We start from the raw sequence: 5,381 nt of genomic DNA, 5'->3' as shown, positions 1-5,381 counted from the left end.
CGCCGCGCGGCACGCCGACCGAGATCTGGCCGATCGGCGCCGCCGGATCGCCGACGAGGAGGTCCTCGGCGAGCACGTCGGCGTTGCGCGCCGCGGCCCACTCCGACTCCGCGAGGTGGGCGCGCAGGCCCTCGCCCTCGATGTCGACGTCGGGGAGGATCCGGCCGAGCCACTTCGGCAGCCACCACGCGCCGCGACCCGCGAGGGCCATCGCCGCGGGGACCAGCGTCATCCGCACCAGGAACGCGTCGAACGCCACGCCCACTGCGAGCGCGAACGCGATCCCCTTGATGACCCCCGTGCCCTCGGGCACGAACGCGAAGAAGACGAAGAACATGATGAGCGCCGCCGCCGTGACCACGCGCGCCGCGTGCTGGAAGCCGTGCACGATCGAGCTGCGCGGCTCGCGGGTCTTCACGAACTCCTCGCGCATGCCGGAGACCAGGAACACTTCGTAGTCCATGGCGAGGCCGAACAGCACGGCCATGAGCAGGATCGGCAGGAAGCTGAGGATCGGCCCCGGCTCGATGTGCATGAGGTCGGCCATCCACCCCCACTGGAAGACCGCGACGGTCAGGCCGATCGCGCCGAACGCGGAGAGCAGGAACCCGAGCGCGGCCTTGATCGGCACGAAGATCGACCGGAACACGATGAGCAGGAGGATGACCGACAGGCCCACGACGATGAGCGCGAACGGCACGAGCGCGTCGTTGAGGCGCTGCGAGATGTCGATCGAGACGGCCGTGTAGCCGGTCACCGCGATCGGGGTGCCGAACTCGTCGACGATCTCGCCCTCGAGGGCGCGGATGTCCTGCACGACCTCCTTCGTCTCGGGGTCGGTCGGCGCCGATTCCGGGATGACCTGGATGATCGCGGTGTCGACGGTCTCGTTCGGCAGGCCCTGCCCGACGTAGGCGACGCCGTCCACTGCGGCGAGCCGGGCGCCGATCGCGTCGAGGTCGTCGAGGATGTCGGTGGTCTGCGTGATGTCGACCGTGACGATGAGGGGGCCGTTGTAGCCGGGGCCGAAGCCCTCGGCGATCATGTCGTAGGCCTCGCGCTGGCTCGTGCCCTCCTCGCCCTGCCCGCCGGGCAGGTTCAGGTCGAGGCTGGCCGCGGGCACGGCGGCCGCGCCGAGCAGGCCGACGACGAGCAGCACGAAGACCACGGGGGCCTTCAGCACGGTGTCGACCCAGCGGCGACCCATCGTGCGCGTGCCCGAGTCGTCCGAGGCGACCGCTCGACGGTGCGCCCGGCTGCCCGGCTTCGGCGCGAGCCGGCCCTTCGCGAGGCCGAGCAGTGCGGGCAGCAGCGTGGTCGCGCCGAAGACGGCGACGAGCACCGCGAAGGCCGCGCCGACGCCCATGACGCTGAGGAACGGGATCCCGACGACGAGCAGGCCGAGGAGCGCGATGATGACGGTGAGGCCCGCGAACACGACGGCGCCGCCCGCGGTCGCGACCGCCTCCGCCGCGCTCTCCTCGGGGTCCATGCCGCGTGCGAGCTGCGTGCGGTGGCGCGACAGGATGAAGAGCGCGTAGTCGATGCCGACGGCGAGCCCGATCATGACGGCGAGCATGGGGGCCGTGCTCGAGACGGTCGCGAACGCGGCCACGAGCGAGATGCCGCCGAAGGCGGTGCCGACGCCGACGAGCGCGGTGAGCAGCGGCATCCCCGCCGAGAGCAGCGAGCCGAACGTGATGAGCAGCACGACGCCCGCGAAGATCACGCCGAACGCCTCGGTGATGGTCAGTCCGAAGGTCGTCTCCTGGAACACCTCGCCGCCGAACGCGACCTCGAGCCCGGCGTCGCGGCCGGTGTCGCCGGTGGCGAGCACGGCGTCGATCTGGTCCTCGGTGACATCCGTCACCTGGCCGTCGAACTGCACCTGGATGTACGCGGTGCGCGCGTCGTCGGAGACCTGGTCGCCGGCGTACTCGTCGAACGGGCCGAGCACGCTCGCGACGCCGTCGAGGTCCTCGAGCTCGGACTCCATCTCCTCGATGGCGTCGCGGTACGGGGCGTTCTCGACCGAGTCGCCGGCGGGCGCCTCGACGACGGCCTTCGCCGACGCGCCGGCGGTCTGCGGGAAGACGGCGGCGAGCTGGTCGATGGCGTCCTGGGATTCGGTTCCGGGGATCGCGTAGGACTCCTGGAGCTGGCCGCCGAGGCCGATGCCGGCGCCGACGAGGCCGCCGAGGGCGATCACCCAGGCGATGATGACGACCCAGGCGCGACGGTAGGCGAAGCGTCCGATGCGGTGGAGGAGGAGGGCCACGGTTCTCTCTCAGTTGCTGGGGGTTCGGGCGGGGGTGAGGATCTCGGCGATGATGCGCCGGAGCGCGTCGCGCATCTCGTCATCGCTGGGGAGCGTCGACTCGTCGGCGAAGCTCCGTCCGGCCGTGAGCAGGAACGCGGCTCCGCCGAGGGCGATGCCGAACCGCACCTGGTCGTCGACGCTCTCGCGCTCCTCGCAGACCGCGGACGCCAGGCGGCGGACGGCGACGTTCGCGCGGGCGATGACGGGCAGCTCGGAGAGGCTCTGGCCCTGGGTGAGGAAGACGTGCACCGCCTCGCGGTGCTCGAGCAGGAGGTCGACGACGCGGTCCACGAGCTCACCGCGGCGGCCGGAGCGCCGGGCCGACAGGAAGACCTCCAGCACGTCCTCGAAGCCCTCGACGGCGGGCTCGATGGCCGCCTCGAGCAGCGCCTCCTTCGAGGCGAAGTGGTAGAGCACGCTCGACTTGGCGTAGCCGGCCTCGTCGGCGATGTGCTGCAGCGACGTGCCGGCGAATCCGACCGTCGCGAACTGCTCGAGGGCGGCGTGCTTCAACTCGTCGGCGGCGCGCACGCGCGACGTGGTTCTCGCATCGGTGGGCATGCGATCGACGCTAATTGACCGATCGGTCAGAGTCTGCACGATCGGTCAGACTCCGGGTGTTCTCACAGTGTCGAGGGCCCGCGTCAACCGGTCGCGCGAGCCGATCCGAACGCGATAGCGTTGCGGAATGCGCAAGTACCTCTTCAGTGGAGCGGTCCTGAGTTCGCTGTTCGGCGCGGTCGGAGTCATCCGCGCCACACAGGCCGGGCCTCGCGACTGGAGGCTCGTGCTCATGTGGATCTCGTGGGCCGCCACGCTCGCCATCGCGATCGGGACGGTCGCCGACGAGCAGAAGCGCCGCGAACTGGTCGAGTAGCCTCGGCCGACCCGAACCGTCCGCGTCCGACGGCTCGACGCCCCAGCGGCGTGTCCGAGCCCGGGGGGTCGCCGCGTGACGGACACTGGACGAAACGCCGTCCGATGTAGTCCGCCACCCGTCCCGACCGAGAGGACACCGATGTTCCGCCGCTGGCGCCGCGCTCGGCTCGCCGCACAGGCCGCAGCCCACACCGCACCCGCGCCCTCGCCCCGCGCAACGGCCGCCGACCTCCGCGGCGAGCACATCTTCGAGTTGGTCAACGCTCGCCTCTCGCGGTTCATCGGCCCGGACGGCCAGTGGTCCCTCGTCCGTCGGCAGGCGGACGACTCCGACCGCATCTTCCAGTCGATGCTCACCCACCAGATCGCCGCAGAGGTGACCCGCGCGATCCTCGAGGAGCGCGAGCAGGTCGCCGTCGTCGTGCCCGCCGACGAGACGTCGCACGCGCTCAGCTGGACCCCTGCCCCGCTCGTGATGTGGGCCGACCCGGTCCAGGCCGACGAGGCGGATGCCGCTTCGCCCGAGGCTGAGCTCGAGGCCGAGAACGTCGCCGTGCTCTCCGTCGAGGAGTCCGCGCGCGCCGCCTGACGTCATCGCCCCGGCGTCCGAGGTGCTGGCAGCGCGGCCCCGCGGACGAGCCGGCGGCTCGGAGTCCGAGGACTTCGAGCCGCCGACGACAGCACTGAGCGCATCAGGGCATCTCAGTCGCCGCAGATGCCCCGGGCGGTGTCGTTCTTGCCCTGGCCGCCGATCGCCTTGACGACGTCACCGACGTTGGTGAACCCGAGCGCGCCCTCGGTGTTGATGGTCTTGTGCACCTGGCCGAAGCAGGCGGCATCGGCGGGCGCAGCCTGCGCGGGCCCGGCGACGCCGAGCGTGGCGAGGGCCGCGATGAATCCGGTGGCGAGAATGCGCTTCATTGAAACTTCCCCTTCGATCGGCGGGTGCGTATTCACCCTTCACCCCGTCCTTCCGCCGCCGGGGCGGTTTCGGATGCACCCCGGCGGGTGCGATTCGGGATTCCGCGAGTGCGATCGTGTCCGGCCCTCGAAGGTCGTCGGCGGCTTCGGCGCTCCAAAATCGCCCACGGATTCTTGTACGGCCACCTCGCGCGGCCACTCCCCCGCCGTTCGTAGCGTGAACGACACGGGCAACCCGCCCGCACACGCCGACCGATGGGAACCGCATGACCGCCGCACCCAGCCCCGTCTCCGCGCCCGAACGGCGCCGCGCCCGCACCTCCGCGCGCGACCTCGCGCAGATCGCCGTCTTCGCCGCGCTCATCGCCGCGCTCGGCCTGCCCGGCGCGCTGTACGTGGGAGGCACGGCGGTCCCGATCACGTTCCAGACGCTCGGGGTCATGCTCGCCGGCGCGATCCTCGGCGCGCGCAAGGGCGCACTGAGCGTCGTGCTGCTGCTCGCGCTCGTCGCGGCGGGCCTGCCGCTGCTCTCGGGTGGCCGCGGCGGCCTCGGCGTCTTCGTCGGGCCGTCGGTGGGGTACCTCATCGGCTGGGTGCTCGGTGCGCTCGTCATCGGCTGGTTCACGGCGCGCCTGCTCCCCCGCTACCGGGTCCTTCCCGCGCTCGGCGCGACGGCGCTCGGCGGCATCGTCGCGATCTACCTCGTCGGCGTGCCGGTGTTCGCGGCGATCACGGGCACGCCGCTGGGTGTCGCGATCGCGGGCTCCGCGGTCTTCCTCCCGGGCGACCTGCTCAAGGTCGTCGTGACCGTGGTCGTCGCCAAGGGCGTGCACCGCGCCTGGCCCGGGCTCATCGAGCCGCGTGCATGGCCGTGGAAGCGCGCCGTGGAGGCTCCCGCGCAGTGACTGACCTGCTCGGCGCATCCGGCGACCGCATCGCGCTCTCGTTCGGCGGACGATCCGCCGGATCCGACGAGCTCGCGCGTGCCGTCGCCGGCGCCGAGCTGCCCGCCGGCGAGGGGCCGGTCGGATGTCGCGCCGACGTCGATCCCGTCACCGTGATCACCACCGTGCTCGCCTGCCTCGACCGTGGTCGGGCGGTACTCGTCGGGGGCTCGCAGTCCGACGCCGACCGCCTCGCCGACGACCTGCCCGCGGGCACCGCGCTCGCCCTCACGACGTCGGGGTCGACGTCGGCCGACGGTTCGCCGCGCGTGGTCGCGCGCACGCTGGAGTCCTGGCTCGCGTCGGCCGGGCCGCTG

Annotated in this window: 6 protein-coding genes and 1 pseudogene; 4 read left to right on the top strand and 3 right to left on the bottom strand. The window is 72.1% G+C overall.

Going from position 1 to position 5,381, the window contains the following annotated elements:
* Both ESO86_RS10850 and ESO86_RS10845 read right to left on the bottom strand, forming a co-directional pair.
* The coding region (locus ESO86_RS10850; RefSeq protein WP_165307655.1) for an MMPL family transporter at positions 1 to 2,278 on the bottom strand (2,278 nt) is incomplete at its 3' end.
* Positions 2,279 to 2,287: 9 nt separating this feature from the next.
* The gene (locus ESO86_RS10845; protein WP_129234929.1) at positions 2,288 to 2,881 is read right to left on the bottom strand and encodes a TetR/AcrR family transcriptional regulator; all 594 of its coding nucleotides are present in this window, start codon (positions 2,879 to 2,881) and stop codon (positions 2,288 to 2,290) included.
* 127 nt (positions 2,882 to 3,008) lie between these two features.
* On the opposite strand from ESO86_RS10845, the gene ESO86_RS10840 reads away from it, so the two are divergent.
* A complete protein-coding gene (locus tag ESO86_RS10840) occupies positions 3,009 to 3,197 on the top strand; it encodes a hypothetical protein (protein WP_129234927.1) in 189 nt (62 codons plus the stop codon).
* A gap of 141 nt (positions 3,198 to 3,338) precedes the next feature.
* A complete protein-coding gene (locus tag ESO86_RS10835; RefSeq protein WP_129234925.1) occupies positions 3,339 to 3,788 on the top strand; it encodes a hypothetical protein in 450 nt (149 codons plus the stop codon).
* A 113-nt stretch (positions 3,789 to 3,901) separates the two neighbouring features.
* Here the strand turns inward: ESO86_RS10835 and ESO86_RS10830 are convergent, their stop codons facing one another.
* Entirely contained in the window at positions 3,902 to 4,120 is a 219-nt protein-coding gene (locus tag ESO86_RS10830) for a hypothetical protein (RefSeq protein ID WP_129234923.1), read from the bottom strand.
* Positions 4,121 to 4,386: 266 nt separating this feature from the next.
* Here ESO86_RS10830 and ESO86_RS10825 point away from each other — a divergent pair, with 266 nt between their 5' ends.
* Together ESO86_RS10825 and ESO86_RS10820 are read left to right on the top strand one after the other, a co-directional pair.
* Positions 4,387 to 5,025, top strand: coding sequence for a biotin transporter BioY (locus ESO86_RS10825; protein WP_129234920.1), 639 nt, complete (start codon positions 4,387 to 4,389; stop codon positions 5,023 to 5,025).
* Positions 5,022 to 5,381 (top strand): annotated as a pseudogene (locus ESO86_RS10820) (hypothetical protein); the annotation flags it as partial. The gene ESO86_RS10825 and the pseudogene ESO86_RS10820, both read left to right, overlap by 4 nt.

Origin of the sequence: Agromyces binzhouensis (genome assembly GCF_004135055.1) — a bacterium.
Classification (GTDB): domain Bacteria; phylum Actinomycetota; class Actinomycetes; order Actinomycetales; family Microbacteriaceae; genus Agromyces; species Agromyces binzhouensis.
Note: the sequence above shows the minus strand (reverse complement) of the source record. Positions and strands in the feature narration are given on the sequence as shown.

What these genes read in the sequence shown, in the direction of transcription:
- ESO86_RS10840 (WP_129234927.1), top strand. Translation starts at nt 3,009, where the DNA reads ATGCGCAAGTACCTCTTCAGTGGAGCGGTCCTGAGTTCGCTGTTCGGC.
- ESO86_RS10845 (WP_129234929.1), bottom strand. Translation starts at nt 2,881, where the DNA reads ATGCCCACCGATGCGAGAACCACGTCGCGCGTGCGCGCCGCCGACGAG.
- ESO86_RS10830 (WP_129234923.1), bottom strand. Translation starts at nt 4,120, where the DNA reads ATGAAGCGCATTCTCGCCACCGGATTCATCGCGGCCCTCGCCACGCTC.
- ESO86_RS10825 (WP_129234920.1), top strand. Translation starts at nt 4,387, where the DNA reads ATGACCGCCGCACCCAGCCCCGTCTCCGCGCCCGAACGGCGCCGCGCC.
- ESO86_RS10835 (WP_129234925.1), top strand. Translation starts at nt 3,339, where the DNA reads ATGTTCCGCCGCTGGCGCCGCGCTCGGCTCGCCGCACAGGCCGCAGCC.